Here is a 24,912-nt window from a genome sequence, read left to right as displayed (position 1 = left end):
TTCACTCCTATTGGCGTAAATCAGCTTTGTCGATTGCGGTTGACTCTTTAGCTCTATGCATCAGCGTCAACAATAATTAAAATTAAACCTAACAAATCCCAAGGGGATCTGTTATCTATTGCAGCAAAATAGAGTCCATTTGGGAGAATATCACCTCTAGGTATAAAAGCATAGAGGAAAGCGAACAATTCATGCTTCAGAAAGATGTAAATGCCAAACATAAAAATTTCTCTATACCATCCCTTAGTTTTATAGTGCTGAGCCTGGGAGCGGTAATTGTCTTGCTCCCATTGGGAATTGTCTTCCTCACATCCTTTGCACCGTCTGGCTCAACACCCGATTTGTTAACGCGATCGGGATGGACTTTGGTAAACTACCAACAAGCGTGGCAGCGAGCAAATTTCTTGCTAGCATTTGCTAATTCCACGCTGGTAGCTTTAGCCGTGACTGGAATTCAAATCGCGACTTCAGCTTTAGCGGGTTATGCCTTAGCAAGATTGAAATTCCGAGGACGACAAGCATTACTGCTGGTTGTTTTGGCAACTTTGGTCATTCCATTTCAGTTATTAGTTATTCCTATCTTTCTCGTCCTCAAATGGGGACATTTAATTAATACCTATGGAGCCTTAATTCTACCTACATCTGTAAACGGTTTTGGAATTTTCTTACTCAGGCAGTATTTTCAAACTATTCCCATAGAATTAGAAGAAGCAGCAGCAATCGATGGGGCGAACCGCCTGCAAATCTTATGGCGGGTAATGTTGCCTTTATCTCGTCCGGCTTTGGTAACATTATTTTTGTTTACATTTATCGGTGAGTGGAACGATTTATTTAAACCACTTGTCTTCACAACGCGCCCAGAATTGCGGACGGTTCAATTAGCACTATCTGAGTTTCAAGAACAATTTACTAATAACTGGTCTTTACTAATGGCAGCAGTCGCGATCGCCACCTTGCCAGTCATATTAATATTTCTGATCGGACAGAAACAATTTATTCAGGGAATCGCTTCGACAGGAATCAAAAATTAATCTAGAGACGTTACATGTAACGTCTCTAGAAAAAATTACTCCTCGCTAATTTGCAAGCGGATCGTGCGTTCGTTATCTCCACCTAAACTGACTTCCATCACTTCACCACCGAGGGGTTCGAGACAACTCAAAAGCGATCGCAAGTGGGGAGTACTCGCCCCCGTATCTACATACAGGCGATCGGCTAAACTACCAATCCGCTTCCAAGTACCGTAAAGTTTAGCTATGGTTTGTTCTAACTGCGATGCCTGATTTACCAAGTCAGCCGCGACATTAATACAGCCAACTCGTATTGCTTCCTGAATCGCCCGTTCTAAATCTACATCGTCATTATTTAGGGCTTGGACGGTTGTAGCAGCATTAATATATTTGGACAGGTACTTTGCTTCCGTCGTCACTTCTTTAATCGTGTCTACGTCAGGATTTGCCGCAATTTCCCTCTGCAATTCCTTTTGGTGAAACTCTGGTAATTTTTCCATTTCTTTCACCAGAGGCGCAAGATAGCGGGGTGGAAGCGCGTTTTCTGAAGCTTTCACTTTAACGGGTTCGGGGAGGAGTTCGGACGACATCGCCATCCACTCATCTGATAGCTGACGCACTTCGCGGCGAGTAATGCGATCGCCTCGTTTCGCTGCATCAGTGACTAATTGTTGAATTTCTGGTTCCGCTTTTGCCGTTTCGATAAACGCTCGTTTACTAAAGCATCTCACGGCATTAGGGTCTAAATGCCCTTGTTCTACTAGCGTATCGGCGCTATTAGCTAACTCGATTAAGGAGTATGCTTGACTTTTACTAATTTCCCGCGCCTTCAACCAGTTGAGAAAACCACTCCCACGGGCATCTCCTTGTTTTTTCTCGCGATCGCGCACCGCCCTTAAAATTCTGCCCCGCCAGATTTCTGTCTGTAGATCGAAGCGATCGCAAACTAGCCAAGCATTGTCTAGCTGCTGCTGAAAATCATGTTCCGAAATTTCTTCGTCTTCAGGATCGGGCAGTTCAAAATTTAGATCGATTGACTCTGCTAAGACAGCAGCTAAGTCGTCAGTAGAATCGGAGGATTGCAGCATGAGAAGGCGAACGATCTGGTCACAGACCGTTTATTATTACACGACCAGTCGAGCATGAGTAGCTCGTATTCCCCTTTCCTTTCATCTGCGTCGCGCTAACTGTTGAAAGGCAAATCGGGACGACGAAACCAGTTTCGATCTACCCACTCAGCTTTGAACTTGCCTCTCGTCAACTTTTCTACCAAATTCGGGGTGTGGGAACCTGGCAAAATATTAACCCCCATTCTACTTTTTGCCTTGTAAGCGGGTATAATCGATAACATTATTAATATGGTAGCAATTGCTACTTGTTGTTTTTTGAGCATAAAAATTGATAATATTCATTACTTTATTAAATTAAGTATACAGTAAAATCAGATTTTTTTAAGTATAAATAACAACCATTGAATAAATGTTCTACTTAGATATCAGGCAATATCTATCAGAGGAAACACCTATAGAGACGATGAAGCCTCACATAGAGTTCCTTCAATTGGACTCTATTCAATTCCAGAAAATGATCTATGTTGCCTATAAGCACTGCAATATCTCAGAAGTGAAAAAGAGACACTGCTTTGCTTCTTTTTGTTCGGTATAGAAAACTCACCCTACCCTTTGCGCCTTTGCGTCTTTGCGCGACATTATCCTCTTCACACCATCGCACGATCGCCCAACCTTCTCTACCAGCAAGGTGATGTGCTTGGGGACAGGATTAGCGAAAATTAAAAAGCGATCGTGGCTACTTAACCTACATTAGTAAGCGATCGCGCTAAAACATCGAGCCGAAAAATAGTATGCTTCGATCTGGTAGCTGCCACAGTCACCTAGACTAAAGGCAGCACGTTCACTTGACTGTTATAGGAGGATAGGCTATTGACCGATCGTAACAACCCATCCTCGACCCTGCAAAACTTCTCTCGTAGAGAATTACGCAACCTTGTACGTACTCAACTGCTAGCCCTACTGGAACAGGGAGACTTACAGGGAGCTAAAGCCATTTTGGTTCCGGTACAGCCTGCTGATATTGCCGAAGCCATTGAAGGCTTACCCGAACCAATGCAAGTACTTGCCTTTCGCTTGCTTTCCAAAAGCGAGGCGATCGAAGTTTACGAATATCTCGACCATAGCGTACAAGAAGCACTCGTTCAAGAATTCAAGCGTCAAGACGTGATCGATATCGTGGATAAAATGTCGCCAGACGATCGCGCTCGCTTGTTTGACGAACTCCCCGCTAAAATTGTCAATCGCTTGCTAGAACAACTCAGCCCTTCCGAACGGCAAGCTACCGCTTTACTATTAGGCTACGAAACGGGAACAGCAGGGCGGATCATGACCCCAGAGTTAATCTCTCTGAAAGAGGGAATGACCGTCACGCAAGCCCTGGAACGCATTCGCTATTTAGCTAAAAATACAGAAACTATTTACTACCTTTACGTCACCGATGCAGCGAGAAGGCTGACGGGAACCTTATCTTTACGCGATTTAGTCACTGCCGATCCGCAAGAAACGATTGGCGAAATTATGACCCGTGATGCTATCTGCGTGCATACAGATACCGATCAAGAAGAAGTAGCTAGATTAATTCAGCGTTACGACTTTCTCGCTGTCCCAGTCGTCGATCGCGAACAGCGACTTGTAGGCATCGTTACTGTAGATGACGTAATTGATATTATTCAACAGGAAACAACAGAGGATATCTACGCCTTAGGTGGAGGCGTGCAGTCAGGGGGCGATGGCTATTTTCAAAGTAATTTATTTTCCATTGCTCGCAAGCGAGTTGTTTGGTTATTTGTCTTGCTAATTACAAATACCGTTACAGGCACAATTATTAAAGCTGAAGAAGAGATTTTACAGAAAGTCGTGACACTAGCAGCATTCATCCCACTCCTAACGGGGACTGGTGGTAACGTAGGGGCGCAGTCTTCAACTGTGGTAATTCGCGGGATGAATACCGATGAGATTAGGGCGTTAGGACCAGCACAAGTCGTTTTTAGAGAAGCACTGGCGGGATTGTTACTGGGTTCCATGTTGGGAACGATCGCCACGATTTGGGCTTTTTTCTTACAAGGAAACTTATCGGTAGCGATCGCCGTGGGAGCCAGTCTTGTCGCAATTTCTGTTTTGGCTTCTGTTTCTGGTTCTGCATTACCATTTTTATTTCGCTTACTAGGCTTAGATCCAGCTTTGATGTCAGCGCCGTTTATCACAACCGCAGTTGACGTATTAGGAGTTTTGATTTATTTCAACTTGGCAAGAGTCATTCTACGGGTCTAAAATTCCCAGTTTCTAATCCCCGCTCACAGTTCCGAAGCACTATCGGGTGCAACAATTTCCCCTTTACCCATTTGAAGGATCATCTCGTCATCGGTAATGAGTTCGCTCAGTTCCTTCACTTGTAAATTCATGCTTTCGCAGGCTTGCTTGAGCGCTTGTGAAAAACCATTTAAATCTTCACCAAAACCGCACTGACGGGCAGCAGTTTCAATTCCCTGCTTAGCGTTTGCTCTCGCACAGTCAACTAATTCAGTACCTTGCAGTGGTGTAGGTGATGCCATATTTTAATTACTACTGTCTCGGTATTTTTTGTTAAAGTAGCAAATCTGTGGATATGGCTGCATCTTTCCTAAGTCAGTTGTTAGGGAGCAGGGAGCAGGGAGAATGATTTCTGACTTCCGACTTCTCCTATTGCCAATACTTCACCGCAGCGTAGGCAAGGGTGACGACACCAGTAACGATCGCAGCTTCGTTCACTTCAAATTGAGGATGGTGCAGGGGATAGTTCGTGCGATCTTCGTATCCTACCCCCAAACGGAACATAGCACCAGGAGCGTGTTCGAGATAGCGTGAAAAGTCTTCTGCACCAAGGGAAGGTTCGGTTAAAACTAAAACGCGATCGCTTCCCCAAGCCTCTTCTGCGGCTGTTTGTAAAATTTGGGACAGACCAATATTATTTTGCACCCCTGGTACTCCTGGGCGATAGCTCATTTCGTATTGCGCTTCGTAGGAGTGGCAAATATTCGCGACAATTTTTTCGATCCACCCAGGTAGATTAGTCCGGGTTTCGGGATGGAGCGATCGCACGCTGCCAAGTAATTTTACTTGGTCGGCAATGACGTTTGGCGCTCTACCACCTGTAATCTGTCCGATGCTCAATACCACTGGACGCAACGGGTTTTGCGTGCGGCTGATGGCTTGTTGCAGGGTGGTAATGACTTGCGCGGCGATCCAAATAGCATCGATCGCTTCGTGGGGTCGCGCCCCATGCCCCGATTCACCGATAATAGTAATTTCTAACTCGTCTGCTGCTGCTGTTAGCGCCCCATAGCGGATACCTACCTTTCCGGCGGGAATGGAAGGGAAGACGTGTACGGATAGAATTGCCGAGACATTTTCCATCACCCCGTCAGCAATCATCCAACTGGCTCCTTGAGCAGTTTCTTCTGCTGGTTGGAACAACAGCCGCACGTTACCTGGTAACTGGGATGCTAGTTCGGAAAGAACCATAGCAGTTCCAAGTCCTACGGTGGTGTGGACATCGTGTCCGCAGGCGTGCATCACACCTGTCGCTCTGGAAGTAAATTCTAATCCCGTGCGTTCGTTGATGGGTAGTGCATCCATGTCGGTACGAATTGCCAATAAGCGGCGATCGCTACCATGTCCCTGCACTTCTCCTAATACACCTGTTTTACCAACCGCCTCTTTTACATGAACTCCACTAGACGAAAGGACACCAGCAACATAAGCAGATGTGTGATACTCTTGACCGCTTAATTCTGGGTGACTGTGGAGATGGCGGCGAATTTCAATTAAACGCGGCGCTAACTTTAGGGCTATGTCTTTGATTTGGGTAAGCATTGACTATTTATATATATAATCAACTTTCCCCCATCATAAATAAGATAAGACGAGCAGTTCGTGACTACTTGAGCAGATATATACAGATTCAACAGTCAAATTGTGTCTGAGAGGAAATATTATGTGACGATCTGCTGACATGCCTTGACGTTTGGCGATCGCACTTTGATTTTATCGATCGATAGATGAATAGGTTTACTGCACGCTTGGGCAGTAGTACTGTGTAGCTAGTTTATTGACGATTTCCGAATTGACCTCATCTGCTTTTGCTTCATGCTCTTCCGATTGAGCTTCTTGAATTTCCTCTAGGGTAATTCCGGCTTCTAAGTCGTTACAAACGCCTTTTGCGGCTGCGATATTAGCTTCTGGAGATTGCTGAATATTAGAGATCAAGTTATCGCGCACGTCAGCGTGCGTCATGGCTTGCTGTTTATAAGCTTCAATAAATGCTTTGTCTAGAGCTGCGATTGTCGATTTTGTACCTTTTTCAGCACATAGGGATTGAGATAAGTCCAGCACTTCCCCCGCACCAGTGGTAACGAAGCAGAGGTAATCTGGTTCGGAGGCAAAAGCTTGAAATTGGAAACCAGAAACTAGAGCAATAGCAGCAGCAGCGATGGTTGCATTGAGGCGGAAGTTCATAACGTTACCAAGATAGATTTCTATATTTGTTATGCCCAACCTTGGTGACGATCTAACAGAATTATAAAAAAAATCTTAAATTTTTTGGTGTTTTTTTAAGATTACTCCAAACCTTGACTCAGACTAGGTTTCTGAAACTGAATATTTTCTAAAAAGATCCTTAAGAGAATTCAGCGCTGGCTGCATCTGGGTTCTAGCAACAAAGGGCAAGTTCGGCAATCTTTTCTACCTTGAGATAGAAAAACGCCAAATACAGAGAATGTACGGTATCGTATCTCATTTCAGATTTAATTTAGCTTTAGAGTAAGTTCTTATATACCGGATTGATAGGTAAAGCTACTGGACTTTAGCGGCGATCGCTAAATCTACATAAACTTTATATGTACATCAACTTAGAACCCGATCTATATCGGCATAGGGTAGCGCAAGATAGCAAATTATGCATCATTTCCCAGATCGAAAAGCACAGGTAGGGACACACAGCTATATGCCCCTCACATATTTTGATATCAGTAGGTTACGCTTCATCCTCGGCGGAGACTTCGATCTCTTCTTCCTTGTAGTCTGGCTCTAGATTGGCGGGGCGATCTTGGTTGAGCCGATTAATCAGCGACAGCACTCTTGTTCCTCTTTCAATCGAACGATCTTCGTGAAATACAACTTCTGGAGTGCGGCGGAGACGGATTCTTTGCCCTAACTCTCGGCGAACGTACCCTGTAGCTGACTTTAAGCCTGCCATAGTTTGCTCTCTAGCATCGTCTGAACCATATATTGATACGTAGATCTTGGCGTGTTGTAGATCGCCGGATACGTCTACATCGGTAACGCTAACCATACCTACACCGACTCGATCGTCTTTGATGCCATTTAATAGCATCTGACTTACCTCGCGTTTGATTAATTCAGCAACGCGATCCACGCGGCGACTTGTAGCCATAACAATAACCCTTCCTCATACTTGAATCAAATCAGTAGAGCCAACCAATGGTTCTACTCAACTTTTCTAGTCTATTAGCTATTGCAAGAAGGCAGCAGGCAAAAGATTATAATATTGATTCCATTTGCTTGAGAAGTTGGCGATCGGCTATATGCTTATTCTCGCGATACTTCACCATTTTATTAAGACGGGCTTAAGCCCAACATAGCGCGGAGGGTAAATAGGACGAACAAAGATAACCCAACAAACATACCGACAATCGCGATCGCGGTTGTGGGACGCTTAAATAGGGGAGTCAATGGAGATATGGCGTTTAAGAAAATCCCCAAGACGATCGTTACAAAGTAGCGGGGGTAGCGAGAGACGTTTTCCCAGAAGCCATCAAACATTTGATTTATAAGCCTTGTCTAGCTGTTAAATTTTTTTCATGTGAATTACGTTTATTCTATAGCAATTTGTTATTGGTCATTAGTCATTGGTCATTTGTGAGTAGCTAGTCGCCGGATCTTCATCTAGCCACTAGTTCCACTGGTTCCACTGACAACTGATAACTGATAACTGTATGGGCGGGTTTAGCAAATAGATTCACAACTAATGCTATAAATTTTTGGTCAAAACCCGCCCCTACGATAACTGATAACTGTTCACTACTCAATTCTTTGAATGCTACGTCAGTCACTCCAATTAAGCGTTCCGCGTCCGTTTTTAAAATGGGCAGGTGGTAAAAGCCAGTTGATTTCTCAATATATTCCTTACTTTCCTCAAAAATTTGCTACGTACTACGAGCCATTTTTGGGAGGAGGGGCAGTCTTTTTTTACTTATATGGAGTGGCTAGAAATAATAACCCTACAAAAAAGTTTCCAGCAGTACTGACAGATATTAATCCTGAATTGATCGATGTATATTGTTGCGTGCGCGATCGCGTTGAGGAATTAATTGAGTTGTTGGCACGGCATCAACAGCAGCACGATCGCGATTATTATTATCGGGTGCGATCGCAGTTCACGGGAACGCCTGTGGAAATGGCAGCGCGATTAATTTATTTGAATAAAACTTGTTTTAACGGATTATACCGTGAAAACTCCAAAGGCGAATTTAATGTCCCAATGGGGAGATATACAAATCCTACTATTTGTAATGTAGAGTTATTACGTTTAGTTTCAGATTCTCTTCAATCTGTAGCAATAGAAGTTAGACCTTTTGACGCTATTTTAGAATTTGCTAAAACGGCAGAGGATTTTGTTTATTTCGATCCACCTTATCATCCTCTGAGCGAGACTAGTAGTTTCACGGGTTATAGTCGTTACTCTTTTAATGAAAACGATCAGATTAAATTGAGAGATACGTTTGCAGAATTAGCTCGGCGTGGGGTTGAGGTCATGTTATCTAACTCTGATTGTTCTTTCATTCAAGAATTGTATCAAGATTTTAAAATTCACAAAGTTTTAGCAGCCAGAGCTATTAATTCTAAAGCTGAGAGAAGAGGAAAAATTAATGAGTTATTAGTAACTTCATATTAAAGATGATTGTTAGCCCAACTAATAAAACTAGAGAGTGTATGAACTGCTACATAAATATCAGTACCATATATTCCTTGTCCTACGTAAACCTGTCTTGCATATCTTTTAGATAGATTAGTTGAGGTGAGCAGGCTTGGCAAGAGTTTTTTTCTCTGTAATTTCTTATCTACTTGAACGTATCCGTGTGCTAATAAGGTTGCTTCAACATTTTTTTCTAACACATTACCTGATTTATTTGCTCTACCACCTTGTGTCATTTTTATCCTGAATCTAGATTTGTAAGTCTTCTACAATTTATGATTCCCATGTAAAAGCTCTAATTATCAAACTGCGTCTAACTACAAAAATATAAAGACACAACGCAACTACTAGAAATTACGGAATCTCAGCTTTTTCTTGAATAATCCTTCTCAAGATAGAGGAATAGCTTGAAAGAGATCCCTTCTGGGGATAGAGTGACTCGTTTGATTTCAGGGATTATGCTGATTTTATCTAAACTCAAGTAGCAAATAACACAATAAATTACTTGAAAGGAGTTTTATTGAAATCATGTCTAATCTAAACCCAGGCAATAGCTATAACCGTGAAGTGCGTCAAGAGTCTTATCAAGATGCTAACGGTAACACCCATGTTAATGTGACAAAAACGACTGAATCTAATGATTCTTATCAACACGGATACGTACATGGGCGAGTTGCAGAACGCAGCACTCAAGAGAGAGCATCAACTGTAAGAGATAATGAAAATGCAGCGAGAGGTTTGCTTTTAGGAATTCTGCTAACAACAATTGCAGCTTTGAGTACGGGAGTCATTTGGTATTTGAATCAATCCCCTCAAGCATCTACATCGACACCACAACCTGTTCTCGTTCCCGTACCTAGCGACAAACCAAACACAGAATCTTCTACGGTCGATCGCAGTTCGGAAAAACAAACGATAATTGAGAGAATTAAGGAAGTTCCAGTTCCAGTTCTGCAATCGCCAGCATCTACTCCACAGCAGAACGAAAACACGACAACTCCCGTTCCTACACAGCCTGAAACTGAAGCTGAAACAACTCAACCTCAACAGAATAACAGTGCTACTACCGAATCTCAAACACCACCTGCTGAGGGTACGTTAGGTCAAGATACAACTACAAGCGAAAGTTCTTCTCAGTAGGCAATAGTAAGGTGGGCAATGCCCACCTTACGGTTGAATTTTTTCAAAATGTTCGACTACTGGAAATGGATCGTAAAAGTGGTGTAGTAGTTTTTTCCATTGTTGATATTCAGGAGATTTTCTAAATTCAACTGTATGAGCTTCTAAAGTCTTCCATTTAACAAGTAATAAATATTTCCCTTTAATTTCTATACATTTATGTAATTCGTGGGATAAATACCCATTCATAGAGGAAATAATTCTGGAAGCCTGTATGAAAGTTGCTTCAAAATCGCTTTCCATTTCTGACTTGACATTCAGCATTACTGCCTCAAGAATCATAAAATACCTCCTAAGAAGCTAGCTAATAATATAGTTTTTGTACTAACTATCATATATGTAAAGACTTATAAACTAAGTCACTAGGAGGTAGGAATGCGACTGAGTGCAGGGTGTCAAATTACATATGAAGTCAACGCGCCAACTCCACTCATTTTCATGCTTAGACCTCGCAGTGGATTGGGACAATGGGTGATGCGAGAGGAATACATCATCGAACCCAGCGCACAAGTTATAGAGTATACCGATAGTTATGGTAATTTGTGTCAGCGAATGGTAGCGCCTCCAGGTTCATTTCAGGTACAAACTACAGCTGAAGTAGACACCGCAGATAAAATTGATACTCAACCAGGCGCGCCGTATGTGTTGGTACAGGATTTACCGGAAGGTACGCTGCAATTTCTTTTACCCAGTCGCTATTGTCAAGCAGATTGCTTGGGAGATTTAGCAAATGAGATTGCTGGCGATGCTGCACCTGGATACGATCAAGTAGAGGCGATTCGCAGTTGGATTCAGCAAAATATAGAATATCGCTACGGTACGAGCGATGCTTCTACTTCTGCTGTGGATACAGCCGAGCAAAAAGTAGGGGTTTGTCGCGATTTTACCCATTTGGGTATTGCCTTAAGCCGCAGTTTGAATATTCCGGCACGGATGGTAGTAGGATATCTTTACGAGTTAGATCCGATGGATCTGCACGCATGGTTTGAAACGTTTGTAGGTGGACGTTGGTATACGTTTGATGCTACCCAAAAAGAACCAAGGGGTAATAGAATTGCGATCGCCTATGGACGAGATGCGGCAGATGTTGCCTTAGTTACCCAATTTGGTGCAGTACAATTGAAGAATATGAAAGTTTGGGTAGATAAAGCTAATACCTAAAACCCTACTCCCCACTCCCTAAGCTCATGGAATGGAAAGAAATTGCTGGGAACTGGGTTTTAGTTCCCCACAAACAAATCGGGATCGTGCATTTTTTAGGCGGTGCGTTTGTCGCTACTGCACCTCAACTGACGTATCGCTGGCTCTTAGAACAACTCGCTGAGGAAAATTACGTTGTCGTTGCTACGCCGTTTGTCAACACTCTAGATCATACTGCGATCGCCCGCTCGGTACTGAACGGTTTTGAAAACGCGATCGGACAACTTTACGCTAAATCTCTCCTCCGCAGCCGCTATTTACCAATTTACGGTGTAGGGCATAGTATGGGGTGTAAACTCCATCTATTGATTGGCAGTCTGTTCAATGTTGAACGCGCTGGTAATATCCTCATTTCTTTCAATAATTATGCGGCGCGAGATGCTATCCCCTTAGTACAGCAGTTGAATTTTAATCCAGGCTTCTCTGTCGAGTTTACTCCTTCACCCCTGGAAACCAATACTCTGTTGCAAACTCGTTACGAAGTTCGCCGCAACTTAGCGATCAAGTTTACCAATGACACGATCGATCAGTCTGAAGCTTTGGTGAAGTTGCTGCATCAACGCTTTCCGGGGATGGTGACATTAAAAACCCTCAGCGGTACTCATACCACGCCTTTAAGTCAAGACCTACAATGGCAAACTGGTTCTAACTTTACACCTCTCGATGCAGTAGGACAGTGGTTTAAGCAAGAGTTTTCTCGCGATTTAAGACAGCTAAGACAAACAATCGTACAGTGGCTTAATCCCGTTTCTATGTTGTGATGGCGATCGGTGTGTAGAAATACTATAGATTCGATCGCGCCTCTGTTGCATACATATAAAGTCAGTTAAATTCAGCTTTTTTAATCACGTATAAAATTATTGTCTATACTTAATTGTGTTTCCACCTAGCGATAGAGGAATTAAAGTTATGCAGTTTTTAACTTATTAACATATAGGCAAATTGCTCCTACATTACAGCAGTATTTATCTCTAAACCAGCGCACAGATATGCAAATTTTACTTACGCCACCATAATAGTAATTTTATAAGTTGGAATAACTCTAGTCATATATACCTGACATACAGAGTTAAAAATGTTGCGAATTGATATATACCTTAGCTCGATCGCACAAGATTTGTAGCTATAGAATTGCACTCTATAATACGAATTTAAGCTGAATTAGAGCTTTGCAACTCATACGAACGGAGTTGACTTGTCAGCTTATCAATTTTAAGTTTCAAGTACATTATTGCTGATAAATACATTCTTTAACATCGCTAGGTTTCTGATATTAGCGATCTAAAAGTGTAGCCATTTTAATCAGGTATAAGGAGATAGATTGTGAGCCAATTTGATAGTATTGGACAGCTTTTTCCACCTAAGAGAAAAGGTTTTTCTGAGCAGCTCAAGAAAACATTTAATAATGGAAAACAACTGCTACCAAAGAGTTTTAAGCAATCTGCCAAGCAAGCATTAAAACCTTTATTTATGCTCAAAACAAGAGTAGAGCTACTACAGACAGGCGTGCAGCCTTTAGCAGAAAACTGGTGTGAGAGAGGAGTTAGCGCTCATCGCGTTTATTTAGATTGGTATTTACAAAAATTGGCGGCAGATATTAAAGGTGATTGCCTAGAATTTCAAGACGATACTTATACATCTCAGTTTAGGGAGCAGATTACCAAGCTAGATGTTTTAAACAAGGATTATATTCCAAATGCAACTATTGTTGCCGATTTAACTCAACCAAACGATCTACCCAGTAATACTTATGACTGTATCATTTGTACGTATGTTTTACACATAATTGCAGAACCAGAAAAAATCGTTTCAGAAATGCATCGTATTTTGAAGCCAGGGGGTGTATTACTGATTGCCGTACCGAATATTACAATCAATTATCCTGCCTATCCCGAATACTGGCGCTTTACAGCTCGCGGTTTGCACTACATCTTAGCTAAATCTTTTCTTGCCGAACAAATCGACATACAAACTTATGGAAATTCTCTTGTAGCTGCTGGAGAACTCCGAGGCATGGTAGCTTATGATTTTGCTAAGGCGAAATTGGAATATAACGATCCGCGTTTCCCGCTGATTGTTTGCGCGAGGGCAGTCAAATCAGAGCAATAATATAGAGAGCGGATGCGATCGCCATAAGTTCAGATTACCACTCTATCGGTTGGCGATCGCGGAAAAAGCTGCTTGTGGATTCATCATCCGCTAAAGTTGCCAGCCACACAATTAGTTAGAATAACTTTAATATTTTGTTTTGCTAATTAACGGCAAGTTTCTAAACCCAAACCGCGATTTGTTCCCGTCACGATCGCAACTTTTTTAACTTCGCTCATATTTTTTTATCCTCGCAAAGTTTGAAAAGTCTCCTAAAAACATATTAGACTTCTGGCTGGATAAATTTTATGCATTTATTCAGAAATTCCTAATATCGCGCAGGGAAGACTTGGATCTAACTGTCGAATCACTAGACTATTTTGAGAACGACAACCTAACAGCAGTATGTCTGCTGTTTCAGTCTCTACAATATTTTTGAGTTCCGTAGCTAAAGAACCAAATCGTAGATGAGCTACAAACGTACCTTTCCATGCTTCAGCTAAACATCGCGCTCGCCATAAAATTTCGTCTGCTTGTGCTAACAAAACTGTTTTAGATTTAGTTGCGAGTGCCTGAGTTCCAGAGAAAGTGGCAACAGGTACAGATTTCTTTTGTTCTCGACGATAAGCTTTTGAGGAGCTAGAACTATAAATTTTAGTCAGTAACTCTATTTGTACTTCATCTAAGACATAAACAACGTGAATTGTGACTTGGTTTTGAGTCGCCAAGCGAGTTTGATGAGCAATTAATAAAGCTAGATCTAACGCTGCTTGGCTGTCAGGAGAACCGTCATAACCGACAACTAAATTTAGCGATCGCTCGGATGTATTATTCTGAGTTTGATATCCTGTTGGCATCCGCAAAATCAGGTTGTGTACGTCTTGACTACCTAGAGCATTTTGCAGCCGCGCCAGAATGGGTTTGAGGTTCACAGTTTTTCCTTTGGGTAAGTGGAGGGAGACAAAATTCAAAATTCACGCATTCAAAATTGGGACAAGGGGGACAAGGGGGACAAGGGGGACAAGGGAGAATCTAGATAGATATACATTTTTCTAGCTTCTGACTCCTGACTTCTGACTCCTGACTTCTGACAAATTATTCGTCTTGGGTGAAATAGCGATCGAGAAAATCTAAAGCGCGATCGCGCAATTCCACGTATTCTGTTGAATGTCGCATGGCATGGCGATCGCGTGGATGAGGAAAGGGAACGTCGATGATTTCGCCAATTTTAGCGTTGGGACCATTTGTCATTAAAACAATGCGATCGGACATATAAATTGCCTCTTCTACATCATGAGTAATCATCATCACCGCCTGTCGCTGATGTTCCCAAATATCTAAGACTTGTCTTTGTAATTTCCCGCGAGTGAGAGCATCTAGCGCTCCGAAAGGTTCGTCCATTAGTAACATTTTCGGACGAGTTGCTAAAGCTCGTGCAATTCCTACTCGCTGTTTCATTCCTCCCGATATTTCATCAGGATACTTATCTGCTGCCGCTGTTAAATTCACCATTGCTAAGTGTTCGTTCACAATGCTAATTTTTTCGGCACGGCTAGCATTTTTTATCACTTCATCTACTGCGAGCCTAACATTTTCCCGTACTGTTAACCACGGTAATAGGGAATATTGCTGAAACACCATCATCCTTTCTGCGCCTGGTTTGCGGATTTCTCTCCCTTCCAGCCTTACCGATCCGGCAGTAGCTTTTTCTAACCCAGCCACAATTTTCAGTAGAGTTGATTTACCGCAGCCAGAGTGACCGATAATAGAAATATACTCATCTTCCGCTATAGTCAGATCGATGCCATCTAGCACGACGAATTCACTGCCATTAGGATTGCGATAAGATTTGACGAGGTTTTTAATTTCTAGGAAGTTACGAGAATTATAGTCAAGTTCGTTTTGGTTAGGATAAAAACTTGTGGATTTGGTCATAAGATTATAGGGAGTAGGGAAAATACCAACTACTAACTACTATTAACTAGACAAAAAGAAAGATTTTGGGCGATTTGCTCTAATTTCAAAACTGTTGAGATATCCCACTGGATCGCTAGGATCGAAGGCTTTTTTGTCAAGAAAAGCTGTGGCTGGTTCTATTTTGTAATCTTCTTTTGGACATTCAATTCCCATTTCGGCGGCGATGTCGCGGTATAAATCGGTTCTCCATGCTTTTCGGGCTACAGCTTCGGCATTTTTGGGAACTTCTGGGATTTGTCCCCACCGTACCGATTGAGTCATTAACCACAAACTTTGAGACTGCCATAAAAAGGTGGAATGGTCGTTTGGTATTGTGGCAAGGTGAGCGGGATAATCGAAAAAGACTGTTGTTTCCGGTGCTTTGACCAGCCGCTTTTTGTCATCGAAACCACCATAGTTGTACTCTCCAACGATCGCAGCGCGGGTCAATTTCGGCTTAGCCGCAGTAAAGGAACGTTGTGAAATGACTTTAGCAACTTCTTCCCGATTTTCTGGTCTACCGCAATACTGACAGGCTTCAATCATTGCCTTAACTAGCGATCGATATGTTTTTGGGTAGTTGGTAATAAAGCTTTCCATCACCCCCAGCAATCGATCTGGATGTCCTTGCCACACTTCTTTACCTTGGGCAAAGGTAAAACCTACACCCTCATTTCCTGTAATGGCGCGAGTGTTCCAGGGTTCGGCAACCATATAAGCTTGCATCGCCCCAATCCGCACGTTCGTTACCATTTGGGGGGGAGGAATGATGATAATCCGAAATTCTTTGGTTGGATCGACACCCGCCGCCGCTGAGAGGTAGCGGACGAAATATTCGTAGATGGCAGAACTCAACACGACTGCCCAGACTCGCTTCTCTGAAGCCAGGTTGTCAAAATAATTGCGAAAATCGCGCCCGAATTCTTCTAGATTGCCGTTGTACTCCCGCCAGGGACGCAAACCTGCATCCCACATGGCGCGGTTCATGGTCATAGCGTTGCCGTGACGGTGGATCGTCATTGCCGCACACAGGGGAGCATGACGTGCGCCTTCTGCCCCTGTCCTGGCGTTGGTGACAGCGCCGCTGACAACGGGAGCAGCATCGGTACGTCCGAAGATGATGCCATCTCGCGAAGTTCCCCAGCTAGCTTCGCGGTTGAGTTTGACATTTAGTCCGTACTTGCGGAAAAATCCTTTCTGCCAAGCGATCGCAAATGGGGCGCAGTCGTTGACTGGTACGTAACCTACGGTCAAATTTGGTTTTTCTAAGGTTTTCGGATCGACAATTTGTTCGATCGCTGCGGCTTCTGCTGTAAGTCCTGTGGCGCTTCTGTCGCCGCTAATCGCGCAACCACCCAGCGACATTCCCGCCGCTGTCGCGCCTATTCCTGCTAAAAACTCGCGTCGCGTCCAGTTGTTCATGGTTATTTGTCATTGGTCATTGGTCATTTGCCAGACAAATAGTAGAGACGTTACATGTAACGTCTCTACATGCGCAAATTTATGCGGGGCGGCGGTGGATGACTAGAGATTCAATTTTGGCAACGGCGAAGTCTAGCAGTAAGCCTGTTAAGCCAATTACCAATACTGCGAGGAAGACGGAACTGAGATTGAGGCGACTCCATTCATCCCAGACAAAAAAGCCAATCCCAACACCACCTGTGAGCATTTCTACAGCAACAATTACCAGCCAAGCGATACCTAAACTAATTCGCAAGCCTGTAAAAATATAAGGTAAACTAGCGGGCAAAATAATTTTAGTTATCTGTCTCCAACGTGGCATTTCTAAAACTCTAGCAACGTTGATATAGTCTTTCGATACGCTAGAAACACCCAAGGCTGTATTAATAATTGTGGGCCACAAAGAAGTAATAAAAATTACAAAAATTGCCGATGGATCTGCCAAATTAAAAATTGCTAAGGCGATCGGCAACCACGCTAAAGGCGATACGGGTTTGAAGATTTGAATAATGGGATTGAGTGCCATCATTGCTGGCTTTGACATTCCAATCAGGAAGCCAACAGGAATTGCTACTGCTGCGCCTAATGCAAATCCGATTAATACTCGTCGCAGACTTGCCAACAACAGCCAGCCAATGCCTAAATCGCCTGGACCGCGTTGGTAAAATGGGTTGAGAATGTAGTCTAAATTCGCTACTAGTGCTTGTGGTGGAGTAGGCATTAATTCGGGATTGACAAGAGCGATCGCCCACCACAAAATAATGATGCCTAAGAAACCAGCGGCAGGTAACAGAACAGCATCCCTGACAACAATCGGTCTAACCCTTTTCCACGCAGCTTGTCCGGCTACTGCTAGAGTAGCAAGATTTAACTGAAATATCATATTGATACTCCTCAGAGTCGATCGCAGGTACGTAAAATCGAGTAGTACCAGATAGGAACACTGATGAGTTCAGAACATTAATGAAATAATGCTTACTCTTCAGTCTCCTCTCAATGCCTACGAAGTTAGCTGACGGGCTAGGACTGAGAGATGTCCCTCTTAAATCTAAGATAAGCCCCTTAAATTGGTTCCTCCGCTTTAGTGTCATCTATATGCAGATGAAAGACTAAATTAGGCTGACTTACTCTAACTGTCCTAAGATATCATCACTATTTCTCTACCGTCAATCATTCTATAGATATATGTATTTATTTGGTAATTAGTAAGGCGGCGATTAGAGTTTTTTGAGTGGCGATCGCAAATCGCAAATGACAAATGACCAATTAAATCAAAAACCGAATTGTAACGTATATAGCAGCAGTTATTAATTGAACTGCCATCACGGGCAAACCATATTTAAGAAAGGTTTTAAATGAAATTCGCCGCCCGTGTTGTTCGGCAATTCCGGCAGCAACTATATTAGAAGAAGCCCCCACTAAAGTTCCATTTCCACCTAACGTTGCACCAAACATCATGGCGTAAAACAGAGGTAAGACTTCTGCTGGTAAATCTCCTGTAAAACTTTTATCTAAGATCGCTGGTGATGCTAAACCAATATTGACTACATACTGTTTGAGTAACGGAACCATTGCCACAACCAAAGGAATGTTTGGCACGACGCTTGAGACTATACCAACAAAGAAGAGTAACGCTAGCGAACCTAAAGCAATATTTTTCCCTAAAATGACTGCTAAAACACCAGAAAGGCTAGTCACGACTCCAGTTTTCTCTAGTCCACCAATTAAGACAAAAATGGACATAAAAAATATTAACGTACTCCAATCGACATCTCGCAAAATATTATTAACTGTATCAATTTTGCTATGATGCGACAGTAACAAGGCTAAAGCTGCACCTAATAAAGCTACCGCAGCAGGAGAAATTGGAATTGGTAACATTTCCCCAATAACAAAGAATATCAAAACACCAGCAATCAAAACAATTCCTAATGTTAAAACTTGAGGATGATTGATTTTTGGATGGGGGAGATGTTCTAAATCTTCTAAATCTTTATGCCAAATTTTACGAAATAGAAATGGTAGCATTGCAATCACAGTAATAACTGCAATAACTCCACCTAAACTGAGGCGCGAGAGGTAATCAATAAAGCTGACGTTTACGGCATCTCCGACAATAAATGTAGCTGGATCTCCTACCAATGTTAGTAATCCGGCACTGTTGGCTACGAATACCATTAAAATGAGTAGCGGTACAAAGTTTACCCCTACTTCCTCAGCAATCGGAGGAATCAGCGGTGCTAGTAACATAACTGTTGTAGCATTGGGCAAAAAAGCGCAAATTGGAGTTGTAATTGCCACAATTCCCAGTAGCAAGCGCTTGCCTTGTCCTTTAGCTAAAATTACAATTTGGGTGGCTAAGTATTCAAAAACTTTTGTAGGTTCAAATGCTCTTACCAACACCATTACGCCAAAAAACAAAGCAATAGTAGAGTAGCTATTACCAATATAGCCAATTGCTTCATTTAGCGTTAGCACATTTGTAAAAACAAGAATTAATGCTCCTAAAAATGCCGCGATAGTCAAGTGTATCCATTCTGTCATCACGAAAAAGATGACACTAAGGAAAGTAATAGTGCTAGCGATCGCCTGCCAGTTTTCCATATGATTACTACTAGTTTGATTATTAATTATTTTAGCCAAAGTTGTAGAGCTTTACATCCATGCAAAACCCTACTAATGCGCTTGATATTTATTGGTAGCTAGCTACATACGGCTAAGGTAATGAAGCGATCGCATCTATTTGTGATTCCGAAACTATAGCAGTTCTATTTGATGCTTGAAATTCAAGCGTAGTAGAGTGGGCATTGCGCGCCTGACAATTCTTCAAGGCGAATTGCTTTATTTTTACCAGCGATCTTTGTGGGATTTTCATCTGCTATTTTTCAGTCTCTTCAAGTGCAGGTACAACAGGCTTAACAGTACGAGCCTTGGAAGCTGAACCAAGCAGAACATTATTGATAATGTTGCTTATTTCAGTCTCCTCTCAACGCCTACGGAGTTAGCTGACGGGCTAGAACTGAGAGATGTTCTTCTTGTCAAGGATGAAGTATGAAGCTCTGAACTCGATACTCGTTCTTGCTAATTCATCTTTGAACCAGATAAGCCCCAGATTTTGGTTCCTCCGCTCCAGTTTTACTAAAGTTTTGAACTCCTCAACACAAACACCACTGGATTAGGCTAACTGTTTTCAAACTATTGAAGAGAAATTTAACATTCTTACTCAAATTCGTCAAATTATTTCGGATAGCGTTCAATTTTTGCAGACAATTACAACAGCATCATGCCAAAATCTTCAGTAGATGAATCGAGCCGCTATTGGTGTCGAAAAGCTTTTCAGCTATCTCTACGGGGCAGAAATGCGGACGAACCACTTGCGAACTCGCACCATAGCATCGCTTGCTGAAGTATCGAACAATAGAGTGTTTCCACCATCTGGCAAGTTCCGATAAACTGAAGATTGCCATGCCTATCTTTATGCGTGCTTGAAGTGATGCAAGATTTCAGTCAACTGCTGCTCGATAAAAGCGATACGATTTTGAAGGACTGGATTGCTGCCATTCGTGCAGATAACCAAATTGAAACAGCTAACGAACTGCCGTACAAGTCTTTGCAAGATAGCATACCGCGCGTGATTCAAGCAATGGCAACAGTGCTTTCTCAATCACAAGATAGCGATTTGAAGACACTAGTAGAGGTGAGTTTAGAACACGGTGTCATCAGGGCAGAACAAGGATTTGAGGCTGGGGAAATTGCCCGAGAGTATCGAATTCTGCGTCATGTTATCTTCTCTACCATTGAGACAAGCTTACAGACAAGCTCAGCGTTAGAGGTGATTCGTGCTTTTCGGTTAATTGATACTGTCATTGATGAAGCGATCGCCCGCTGCTTTAAAAGCTACACCGAACAACGATTGACAGAACTACAACAGCTACAAAGTCAACTGACACTCAACAATCAAGAATTAACGCGGCTGGTGCGGGCAAATCGCGAAAATCTCTCTCATCTCGCCCACGAACTGAAAACCCCTTTGACTTCAATCATTGGCTATGCCGATTTATTTTTGCGCCTACAGCGGAAAGACAGAGTTGAGGTAAAAGATAGCTACGCCAATATAGATCATATCGAACGGGTGTTGAGCGGTGGTAGGCATTTATTACACCTGATTAACGATGCTTTAGAAATCTCGCGATATGAAGCAGGGCAAATGCAACTCCAGCCTGCAACAGTCGAGATTCGCGGGTTAGTAAGCGAGCTTGTTGCTATGATGCAACCTGCGGCACAAGCGAAGGAACTCAAATTGATCCTCGATTTAGATTCAGCCCCCAAAGAAGTTGTCACGGATTCGTTACGATTGCAGCAAATTGTGACAAATCTGATTAGTAATGCGATTCGCTACACGCTAGATGGAAAGATTTCGGTGAAATGTTGGACGATCGATCGCGAACGATGGGCGATCGCAGTCACCGATACAGGCGTGGGAATTGCGCCAGAAGCACAGCAGCGCGTGTTTGAACCCTATTTTCAAGCCGGAACGATCGCCACACCCAACAGCACGGGTTTGGGGCTGGCGATCGTTTCGCGCTTAGTCAAGCTGTTGCAGGGAAAGATTGAATTAGTCTCTGAGGTTGGAGTTGGCTCGACATTTACAGTGACTTTTCCGCTCAAAGTTAAAACAAAATAATATTCCGCGCTCGGCTATTTGTCATTTATTATTTTTGACTATTAAGCTGAAATCATCTTATTTTAATTATTCTTAATTAAGAAATATTAGACAATTGCTAAAACTTTCTATGGTTAAGCCAATTTTCCTCAGAATTTTCTAAATTAATAATTGCGATCGCTTAGCAGAAATAGGCAAAAGTATTTATGCCGTTCTGAGTGTAACTACAGAAGAAATGAAGCTACATAGTTAAAGCGAGCCGTTATTTAATTATGGGTGTAGCTATTAAAGTATGCTCTAATCGCTTAAGTATAGAGCATATTTTAATTGACTAGGTTGCTATAAAAAAGCATGAGGAACTCAAAAAATGAAACCTAACCGTCGTTATTTATCTTTTGGACTTATCTTACTATTGCAAACAATCTGGCTAGCTCCAGCAGGCTCGGAACCACTAAAACTGCGGAACTCAGAGCTAAAATTAGAGCGATCGCAAATGCTCATGGCGAAAAAGCTAACATTAGCGTCAGGAACTAAACTGCAATTAGAACTAGCTGAAGAACTTAGCTCAAAGACAGCCCAAGAGGGAGATATTGTTGTTTACTATGCAGCAACAAATGTCCTCTCACCAACTAAAGAAATTTTGATTAAAAAAGGAGCGCGGGCGACTGGGAAAGTGACTGAAGCAAAACGCGCTCGCATGTTTGGTAAAAAAGGACAATTAAACTTTACTGTGGAAGAAATTGAAGCAGTGGATGGTACTAAAATTCCGTTGCGATCGACCGTGGAGAAAAATGGTAAAGGTCGGGGTGCAACTATGGTAGCTGTGGCAGCACTTGTCAGCGTATTTGGCGTATTTATTAAAGGCAAAAATATCACCGTAAAACCAGGCACGTTGGTAGAAGCTTACGTAGATTATGACACGGTAGTCGAGACAGCCAGTCGCACGCTATAAGAAAGTAGCAGATTCGTAGAGTGCGTTAATTAACGCACTCTACCAGCTATAAGAAATTTGAACCGTTAACTGTCAACTGTCATATTTTCAGTAAGGGACAAAGAATTGATATGCTAGAAGGCTGGAAGCTCAAAGATTGAAACCATGCCTGCGTCGTCTACTGCAACCGTTACCAGTTTTCCCTTAACTGCTGTTGTGGGACAAGAAGCCATTAAAATAGCCCTGCTGCTAGCAGCCGTCGATCCTGGTTTGGGAGGAGTCGCGATCGCAGGTCGTCGCGGTACGGCAAAATCAGTCATGGCGCGGGCAATTCATACCCTTTTACCGCCGATTGAAGTTGTTAAAGGTTCTTTTTGTAACTGCGATCCCAATCGCCCTGAAGAATGGGACGACGAACTAAGTAGGGGCGCACAGCTGTGCGCCCCTACAGAAGTGATTCCCGCACCATTCGTACAAATTCCTTTAGGCGTGACAGAAGACCGACTTTTAGGTTCGGTGGATGTAGAACAATCGGTCAAACAGGGAGAAACCGTATTTCAACCAGGACTACTGGCGCTTGCCCATCGTGGCGTGTTGTATGTCGATGAAATTAACCTACTCGACGACAGTATTAGCAACCAACTGCTGATGGTTTTAACCGAGGGACGCAACCAAATCGAACGGGAAGGAATTAGTGTTGGGCATCCCTGTCAGCCTTTATTTATCGCTACGTATAACCCAGAAGAAGGAGCGTTACGGGAACACCTGCTCGATCGCATCGCGATCGCTCTTTCTGCGGATAGCGTGCTAGGTCTAGACGAACGAGTCCAAGCAGTAGAACAGGCGATCGCTTACACCACCTCACCGCAGCAGTTTCTCCAGCAATACGCCGAAGATCTCGACAATCTCAAAACTCAAATTATCTTGGCGCGAGAATGGCTCAAAGACGTACAAATTACCCACGAGCAAATTGCCTATTTAGTCGATGAAGCGGTACGCGCTAGAGTCCAGGGACACCGCGCCGAACTCTACGCCGTGCGAGTCGCCAAAGCCGCCGCCGCTTTAGAAGGCAGAACCACAGTTACAGCCGAAGATTTGCGTCGCGCCGTAGAATTAGTCATCGTCCCGAGAGCAACAGTCGTACAAACTCCACCCGAAGCACCACCCCCGCCACCTCCACCACCCCAAAACCAAGACGAAACCGAAGATGAGTCTAACCAGGAACAGGAGGAGCAGGAAGAGAAGGACGAACAGGAAGAACCTGAAAACGAGCAAACACCGCCCAACATTCCTGAAGAATTTGTCTTTGATGCCGAAGGTGTAATTCTCGACGACAGCGTGCTTTACTTCGCACAGATGGCACAGCGGCGGGGGAAGTCCGGCAGTCGCAGTTTAATTTTCTCCGAAGATCGGGGACGATACGTCAAACCGATGTTACCCAAAGGTCCCGTGCGACGAATTGCAGTAGATGCCACGTTAAGAGCAGCTGCACCCTATCAGAAGGCGAGGCGCGAACGCCAGGGAGCAGGGAGCAGGGGGAAGAGAGCTAAGGGAGCTGAGGGAGCGACAACCAACAACCAACTACCAACTACCAACTACCAACAACCAACTACCAATTCCCCACAAAAAAGAGTTTTCGTCGAGCAGGGAGATATTCGATCGAAGCGGCTCGTCCGCAAAGCGGGAGCGTTGATCGTGTTTGTGGTTGATGCTTCTGGCTCGATGGCGTTGAATCGAATGCAATCAGCTAAGGGGGCAGTTTTTCAACTCTTGACAGAAGCGTATGAAAATCGCGACCAAGTGGCGTTGATCCCGTTTCGGGGCGAACAGGCAGAGGTGTTGTTGCCTCCTACCCGTTCGATCGCTTTGGCGCGGAAACGATTGGAGTTGTTGCCTTGTGGTGGCGGTTCGCCCCTAGCGCATGGTTTAACACAAGCGGTACGGGTGGGTATGAATGCTCAAATGGCGGGAGATATCGGACAAGTGGTCATTGTCGCAATTACCGATGGACGGGGGAATATTTCTCTGGCGCGATCGCTAGGCGAACCTTTACCAGAGGGAGAAAAGCCCGATATCAAGAAAGAACTACTGGAAATCGCCGCTAGAATTCGCGGATTGGGAATACAGCTGTTAGTCATCGATACTGAAAATAAATTTATCTCTACAGGTTTTGCTAAAGAACTAGCTCAAACTGCGGGAGGAAAATACTACCACCTACCAAAAGCTACTGACTCCGCGATCGCTGGTGTTGCTAAAAGTGCAATTAATGCGATTAGGGGTTAGGGAGTCGGGACAAGGGGGACAAGGAAGAACTCGCTCTTCCCCGCGACCGGAGGGAGTCGGGACAAGGGGGACAAGGGGAACAAGAAAGAAGAATTTTA

General features: G+C 43.3%; 26 protein-coding genes and 2 riboswitches. Of the genes, 10 read left to right on the top strand and 16 right to left on the bottom strand.

Annotation, left to right across the window (positions count from 1 at the left end; genetic code table 11):
• The first annotated feature begins 191 nt into the window (after positions 1–191).
• Positions 192–1,031 (top strand): carbohydrate ABC transporter permease, encoded by an 840-nt coding sequence (locus tag H6G17_RS11345; protein WP_192157141.1) that lies wholly within the window; start codon positions 192–194, stop codon positions 1,029–1,031.
• 35 nt (positions 1,032–1,066) lie between these two features.
• Here the strand turns inward: H6G17_RS11345 and H6G17_RS11340 are convergent, their stop codons facing one another.
• Together H6G17_RS11340 and H6G17_RS11335 are read right to left on the bottom strand one after the other, a co-directional pair.
• On the bottom strand, positions 1,067–2,095 hold the full coding sequence (locus H6G17_RS11340) for a hypothetical protein (protein ID WP_192157186.1): 1,029 nt from the start codon (positions 2,093–2,095) through the stop codon (positions 1,067–1,069).
• A gap of 98 nt (positions 2,096–2,193) precedes the next feature.
• Positions 2,194–2,403 carry a hypothetical protein gene (locus H6G17_RS11335; protein WP_192157139.1) on the bottom strand — a complete coding sequence of 70 codons (210 nt, stop codon included), beginning with the start codon at positions 2,401–2,403 and terminating at the stop codon, positions 2,194–2,196.
• A gap of 547 nt (positions 2,404–2,950) precedes the next feature.
• Between H6G17_RS11335 and mgtE the strand changes: the two genes are divergently transcribed.
• Positions 2,951–4,351, top strand: a complete 1,401-nt coding sequence (gene mgtE, locus H6G17_RS11330) for a magnesium transporter (RefSeq protein ID WP_192157138.1) — start codon at positions 2,951–2,953, stop codon at positions 4,349–4,351.
• A 23-nt stretch (positions 4,352–4,374) separates the two neighbouring features.
• Here mgtE and H6G17_RS11325 read toward each other — a convergent pair whose 3' ends face one another.
• The 6 genes from H6G17_RS11325 to H6G17_RS11300 all read right to left on the bottom strand — a co-directional run bounded on the left by H6G17_RS11325 (position 4,375) and on the right by H6G17_RS11300 (position 8,166).
• The gene (locus H6G17_RS11325) at positions 4,375–4,632 is read right to left on the bottom strand and encodes a hypothetical protein (protein WP_106166946.1); all 258 of its coding nucleotides are present in this window, start codon (positions 4,630–4,632) and stop codon (positions 4,375–4,377) included.
• 127 nt (positions 4,633–4,759) lie between these two features.
• Positions 4,760–5,932, bottom strand: coding sequence for a M20 family metallopeptidase (locus tag H6G17_RS11320; RefSeq protein ID WP_192157136.1), 1,173 nt, complete (start codon positions 5,930–5,932; stop codon positions 4,760–4,762).
• A gap of 195 nt (positions 5,933–6,127) precedes the next feature.
• Positions 6,128–6,574 carry a DUF732 domain-containing protein gene (locus H6G17_RS11315; RefSeq protein ID WP_192157134.1) on the bottom strand — a complete coding sequence of 149 codons (447 nt, stop codon included), beginning with the start codon at positions 6,572–6,574 and terminating at the stop codon, positions 6,128–6,130.
• A 517-nt stretch (positions 6,575–7,091) separates the two neighbouring features.
• The gene (rbfA, locus tag H6G17_RS11310) at positions 7,092–7,511 is read right to left on the bottom strand and encodes a 30S ribosome-binding factor RbfA (protein ID WP_106166943.1); all 420 of its coding nucleotides are present in this window, start codon (positions 7,509–7,511) and stop codon (positions 7,092–7,094) included.
• Positions 7,512–7,693: 182 nt separating this feature from the next.
• Positions 7,694–7,900 carry a DUF751 family protein gene (locus tag H6G17_RS11305; RefSeq protein WP_015153636.1) on the bottom strand — a complete coding sequence of 69 codons (207 nt, stop codon included), beginning with the start codon at positions 7,898–7,900 and terminating at the stop codon, positions 7,694–7,696.
• A 119-nt stretch (positions 7,901–8,019) separates the two neighbouring features.
• Positions 8,020–8,166: a hypothetical protein gene (locus tag H6G17_RS11300; protein WP_192157132.1), complete on the bottom strand. Its 147-nt coding sequence runs from the start codon at positions 8,164–8,166 to the stop codon at positions 8,020–8,022.
• Between the two features lie 8 nt (positions 8,167–8,174).
• On the opposite strand from H6G17_RS11300, the gene H6G17_RS11295 reads away from it, so the two are divergent.
• On the top strand, positions 8,175–9,032 hold the full coding sequence (locus H6G17_RS11295; RefSeq protein WP_192157130.1) for a DNA adenine methylase: 858 nt from the start codon (positions 8,175–8,177) through the stop codon (positions 9,030–9,032).
• Here H6G17_RS11295 and H6G17_RS11290 read toward each other — a convergent pair.
• A complete protein-coding gene (locus tag H6G17_RS11290) occupies positions 9,029–9,289 on the bottom strand; it encodes a PD-(D/E)XK nuclease superfamily protein (RefSeq protein WP_192157128.1) in 261 nt (86 codons plus the stop codon). The genes H6G17_RS11295 and H6G17_RS11290 overlap by 4 nt on opposite strands.
• Before the next feature lie 292 nt (positions 9,290–9,581).
• Between H6G17_RS11290 and H6G17_RS11285 the strand changes: the two genes are divergently transcribed.
• Positions 9,582–10,193 carry a hypothetical protein gene (locus H6G17_RS11285; protein WP_192157126.1) on the top strand — a complete coding sequence of 204 codons (612 nt, stop codon included), beginning with the start codon at positions 9,582–9,584 and terminating at the stop codon, positions 10,191–10,193.
• 27 nt (positions 10,194–10,220) lie between these two features.
• Here the strand turns inward: H6G17_RS11285 and H6G17_RS11280 are convergent, their stop codons facing one another.
• Positions 10,221–10,514 carry an antibiotic biosynthesis monooxygenase gene (locus H6G17_RS11280; protein ID WP_192157124.1) on the bottom strand — a complete coding sequence of 98 codons (294 nt, stop codon included), beginning with the start codon at positions 10,512–10,514 and terminating at the stop codon, positions 10,221–10,223.
• 93 nt (positions 10,515–10,607) lie between these two features.
• Here H6G17_RS11280 and H6G17_RS11275 point away from each other — a divergent pair, with 93 nt between their 5' ends.
• The 3 genes from H6G17_RS11275 to H6G17_RS11265 all read left to right on the top strand — a co-directional run bounded on the left by H6G17_RS11275 (position 10,608) and on the right by H6G17_RS11265 (position 13,541).
• Positions 10,608–11,393, top strand: coding sequence for a transglutaminase family protein (locus H6G17_RS11275; protein WP_192157122.1), 786 nt, complete (start codon positions 10,608–10,610; stop codon positions 11,391–11,393).
• A gap of 26 nt (positions 11,394–11,419) precedes the next feature.
• On the top strand, positions 11,420–12,193 hold the full coding sequence (locus tag H6G17_RS11270; protein ID WP_015153643.1) for a DUF1350 family protein: 774 nt from the start codon (positions 11,420–11,422) through the stop codon (positions 12,191–12,193).
• A gap of 562 nt (positions 12,194–12,755) precedes the next feature.
• The gene (locus H6G17_RS11265) at positions 12,756–13,541 is read left to right on the top strand and encodes a methyltransferase domain-containing protein (RefSeq protein WP_192157120.1); all 786 of its coding nucleotides are present in this window, start codon (positions 12,756–12,758) and stop codon (positions 13,539–13,541) included.
• Between the two features lie 293 nt (positions 13,542–13,834).
• On the opposite strand, the gene H6G17_RS11260 is transcribed toward H6G17_RS11265, so the two are convergent.
• From H6G17_RS11260 to H6G17_RS11235, 6 genes are all read right to left on the bottom strand, one after another.
• A complete protein-coding gene (locus tag H6G17_RS11260; protein WP_192157118.1) occupies positions 13,835–14,452 on the bottom strand; it encodes a universal stress protein in 618 nt (205 codons plus the stop codon).
• Between the two features lie 163 nt (positions 14,453–14,615).
• Positions 14,616–15,455, bottom strand: a complete 840-nt coding sequence (locus H6G17_RS11255; protein WP_192157115.1) for an ABC transporter ATP-binding protein — start codon at positions 15,453–15,455, stop codon at positions 14,616–14,618.
• Between the two features lie 42 nt (positions 15,456–15,497).
• The gene (locus H6G17_RS11250) at positions 15,498–16,898 is read right to left on the bottom strand and encodes an ABC transporter substrate-binding protein (protein WP_192157113.1); all 1,401 of its coding nucleotides are present in this window, start codon (positions 16,896–16,898) and stop codon (positions 15,498–15,500) included.
• 79 nt (positions 16,899–16,977) lie between these two features.
• On the bottom strand, positions 16,978–17,820 hold the full coding sequence (gene ntrB, locus H6G17_RS11245) for a nitrate ABC transporter permease (RefSeq protein WP_192157111.1): 843 nt from the start codon (positions 17,818–17,820) through the stop codon (positions 16,978–16,980).
• A gap of 99 nt (positions 17,821–17,919) precedes the next feature.
• Positions 17,920–18,068: riboswitch (cyclic di-AMP (ydaO/yuaA leader) on the bottom strand.
• A gap of 135 nt (positions 18,069–18,203) precedes the next feature.
• Entirely contained in the window at positions 18,204–19,541 is a 1,338-nt protein-coding gene (locus H6G17_RS11240) for an ArsB/NhaD family transporter (RefSeq protein WP_192157109.1), read from the bottom strand.
• A gap of 372 nt (positions 19,542–19,913) precedes the next feature.
• A riboswitch (cyclic di-AMP (ydaO/yuaA leader) is annotated at positions 19,914–20,127 on the bottom strand.
• 91 nt (positions 20,128–20,218) lie between these two features.
• Positions 20,219–20,404, bottom strand: coding sequence for a hypothetical protein (locus H6G17_RS11235; RefSeq protein WP_192157107.1), 186 nt, complete (start codon positions 20,402–20,404; stop codon positions 20,219–20,221).
• 26 nt (positions 20,405–20,430) lie between these two features.
• Between H6G17_RS11235 and H6G17_RS11230 the strand changes: the two genes are divergently transcribed.
• From H6G17_RS11230 to H6G17_RS11220, 3 genes are all read left to right on the top strand, one after another.
• Complete coding sequence (locus tag H6G17_RS11230) at positions 20,431–21,621, top strand: sensor histidine kinase (RefSeq protein WP_192157105.1); 1,191 nt, start codon at positions 20,431–20,433, stop codon at positions 21,619–21,621.
• Between the two features lie 346 nt (positions 21,622–21,967).
• Complete coding sequence (locus H6G17_RS11225) at positions 21,968–22,552, top strand: hypothetical protein (protein WP_192157103.1); 585 nt, start codon at positions 21,968–21,970, stop codon at positions 22,550–22,552.
• A gap of 144 nt (positions 22,553–22,696) precedes the next feature.
• Positions 22,697–24,814, top strand: coding sequence for a magnesium chelatase subunit D family protein (locus tag H6G17_RS11220; RefSeq protein WP_192157101.1), 2,118 nt, complete (start codon positions 22,697–22,699; stop codon positions 24,812–24,814).
• Positions 24,815–24,912: the final 98 nt, after the last annotated feature.

This window comes from Chroococcidiopsis sp. [FACHB-1243] (assembly GCF_014696895.1).
Lineage (GTDB): Bacteria > Cyanobacteriota > Cyanobacteriia > Cyanobacteriales > Chroococcidiopsidaceae > Chroococcidiopsis.
This window is presented reverse-complemented; position numbering and strand designations above follow the sequence as displayed.

Bases quoted from the DNA above. Each gene is read 5' to 3' on its own strand.
- H6G17_RS11345 (WP_192157141.1), top strand. From the start codon at position 192: ATGCTTCAGAAAGATGTAAATGCCAAACATAAAAATTTCTCTATACCA.
- H6G17_RS11335 (WP_192157139.1), bottom strand. From the start codon at position 2,403: ATGCTCAAAAAACAACAAGTAGCAATTGCTACCATATTAATAATGTTA.
- H6G17_RS11325 (WP_106166946.1), bottom strand. From the start codon at position 4,632: ATGGCATCACCTACACCACTGCAAGGTACTGAATTAGTTGACTGTGCG.
- H6G17_RS11320 (WP_192157136.1), bottom strand. From the start codon at position 5,932: ATGCTTACCCAAATCAAAGACATAGCCCTAAAGTTAGCGCCGCGTTTA.
- H6G17_RS11315 (WP_192157134.1), bottom strand. From the start codon at position 6,574: ATGAACTTCCGCCTCAATGCAACCATCGCTGCTGCTGCTATTGCTCTA.
- rbfA (WP_106166943.1), bottom strand. From the start codon at position 7,511: ATGGCTACAAGTCGCCGCGTGGATCGCGTTGCTGAATTAATCAAACGC.
- H6G17_RS11305 (WP_015153636.1), bottom strand. From the start codon at position 7,900: ATGTTTGATGGCTTCTGGGAAAACGTCTCTCGCTACCCCCGCTACTTT.
- H6G17_RS11295 (WP_192157130.1), top strand. From the start codon at position 8,175: ATGCTACGTCAGTCACTCCAATTAAGCGTTCCGCGTCCGTTTTTAAAA.
- H6G17_RS11290 (WP_192157128.1), bottom strand. From the start codon at position 9,289: ATGACACAAGGTGGTAGAGCAAATAAATCAGGTAATGTGTTAGAAAAA.
- H6G17_RS11285 (WP_192157126.1), top strand. From the start codon at position 9,582: ATGTCTAATCTAAACCCAGGCAATAGCTATAACCGTGAAGTGCGTCAA.
- H6G17_RS11280 (WP_192157124.1), bottom strand. From the start codon at position 10,514: ATGATTCTTGAGGCAGTAATGCTGAATGTCAAGTCAGAAATGGAAAGC.
- H6G17_RS11275 (WP_192157122.1), top strand. From the start codon at position 10,608: ATGCGACTGAGTGCAGGGTGTCAAATTACATATGAAGTCAACGCGCCA.
- H6G17_RS11270 (WP_015153643.1), top strand. From the start codon at position 11,420: ATGGAATGGAAAGAAATTGCTGGGAACTGGGTTTTAGTTCCCCACAAA.
- H6G17_RS11255 (WP_192157115.1), bottom strand. From the start codon at position 15,455: ATGACCAAATCCACAAGTTTTTATCCTAACCAAAACGAACTTGACTAT.
- H6G17_RS11250 (WP_192157113.1), bottom strand. From the start codon at position 16,898: ATGAACAACTGGACGCGACGCGAGTTTTTAGCAGGAATAGGCGCGACA.
- ntrB (WP_192157111.1), bottom strand. From the start codon at position 17,820: ATGATATTTCAGTTAAATCTTGCTACTCTAGCAGTAGCCGGACAAGCT.
- H6G17_RS11240 (WP_192157109.1), bottom strand. From the start codon at position 19,541: ATGGAAAACTGGCAGGCGATCGCTAGCACTATTACTTTCCTTAGTGTC.
- H6G17_RS11235 (WP_192157107.1), bottom strand. From the start codon at position 20,404: ATGGCAATCTTCAGTTTATCGGAACTTGCCAGATGGTGGAAACACTCT.
- H6G17_RS11230 (WP_192157105.1), top strand. From the start codon at position 20,431: ATGCAAGATTTCAGTCAACTGCTGCTCGATAAAAGCGATACGATTTTG.
- H6G17_RS11225 (WP_192157103.1), top strand. From the start codon at position 21,968: ATGAAACCTAACCGTCGTTATTTATCTTTTGGACTTATCTTACTATTG.
- H6G17_RS11220 (WP_192157101.1), top strand. From the start codon at position 22,697: ATGCCTGCGTCGTCTACTGCAACCGTTACCAGTTTTCCCTTAACTGCT.